The organism is Gordonia lacunae (assembly GCF_002149015.1).
GTDB classification, from domain to species: domain Bacteria; phylum Actinomycetota; class Actinomycetes; order Mycobacteriales; family Mycobacteriaceae; genus Gordonia; species Gordonia lacunae.
In genome coordinates, this window is the sequence record NZ_NGFO01000081.1 from 1 (window position 1) to 1,522 (window position 1,522).

The following is a 1,522-nucleotide window of genomic DNA, read 5'->3' on the forward strand; positions in this document are numbered from 1 at the left end:
GGACCCTAATGGGGGTGGATCGGCTCTCTTTTGGGGGATGCTGGTCGTGTGAGCCTTCCCGGTCGGTGACCACTGCCGGACCCTGAAACGGTGTGTTGGATTTCTAGACGAAGACCGTGGCCCGGCCGGGTGAGGATCACCCGCTAGAACGCTTCTGGGATGTCGTGCCCCCTGAAGGTGTGGGTGAGCACTGATCCATTAGGCCGCGTCAGGGTGATCTCCCGAAGGTTCACATCGAGATCGTCGAGACGACCGAAGACGAGGTGAACGAGTGTCATGATCTTTGTGGGCAACGACTGGGCATCAGATCATCACGACGTGTGCGTGATGGATGAGCACGGCACCACCCTGGCCACCCGCCGACTACCCGCGAACGCTACCGGTGCGACCGCGATGCACGAACTACTCGCCCAGAGAGTGCAGGATCCCACCGAGGTGGTGGTCGGGATCGAAACCGATCACGGCATGTGGGTCACCGCCCTGGTCGCCGCGGGCTATCAGGTGTTCGCGATCAACCCGTTGTCGGTGTCGCGGTACCGCGACCGCCACCATGTCGGGGGCACCAAATCCGATAAGGCTGACGCGAAAACCCTGGCTGATCTGGTGCGCACCGACCGACACAACCATCGCCTCGTCGCCGCCGACACGGTCGCCGCCGAAGCGATCACAGTGATGGCCCGCACCCATCAGAACCTGGTGTGGGCGCGCTCAGCACAACAGAATGTGCTGCGCTCCCAACTCGGCGCCTACTACCCGGCCGCGATCGATGCTTTCGGCGGCGACCTCGCCCACCGGGATTGTCTGAGCGTGTTGCGCCGCGCCCCCACTCCACAACGAGGGGCGGCACTGACAGTCGCGGCGATCCGGTCGGCTCTGAAAAAAGGTGGCCGCCAACGCAATATCGACCATCGTGCCCGCGACATCCAGCAGGCCCTACGTGGTGGCGGCCACCTGGACGCACCTGCGGCGCTCACCGCAGCCTATGCCGCGACCGTGACCGCGACCGTGGAAATGTTGGCCGCTCTCAACACCCAGATCACCCAACTAGAAACCACTATGGCCCAGTCTTTTAAAGCGCATCCGGACGCCGAGATCTACCTGTCCATGCCCGGAGTCGGTGACATCACCGGCGCCCGGATGCTCGGCGAGTTCGGGGATGACCCCGAACGCTATGCCACCGCCAAGTCTCGCAGAAACTACGCCGGCACCTCACCACGAACCATCGCCTCAGGCAAAGGCCACGTCGTGTTGGCCCGCCATATCCGCAACACCCGACTCAACGCCGCCGCCACGTGCATGGCCCAAGGCGCGCTGACCGGTAGCCCCGGCGCCCGCGCCTACTACGACAATCTCCGCGACCAGAAGAAGTCCCACACCCAAGCACTACGCGCGGTCGCCAACCGGCTCGTCGGCATCCTCCACGGCTGCCTCACCCACCGAACCCTCTACAACGAACACACCGCCTGGCACCACCGCACCAACCTCGCCGCTTGACACCTTGCACCCCTGGGATGTCTTCGTG

General features: G+C 64.2%; 1 protein-coding gene. It reads left to right on the forward strand.

The window, feature by feature from the left end; genetic code table 11:
- The first annotated feature begins 276 nt into the window (after positions 1-276).
- A complete protein-coding gene (locus tag CA982_RS26205; RefSeq protein ID WP_086537963.1) occupies positions 277-1,494 on the forward strand; it encodes an IS110 family RNA-guided transposase in 1,218 nt (405 codons plus the stop codon).
- The last annotated feature ends 28 nt before the right edge of the window (positions 1,495-1,522 follow it).

What these genes read in the sequence shown, in the direction of transcription:
- CA982_RS26205 (WP_086537963.1), top strand. Translation starts at nt 277, where the DNA reads ATGATCTTTGTGGGCAACGACTGGGCATCAGATCATCACGACGTGTGC.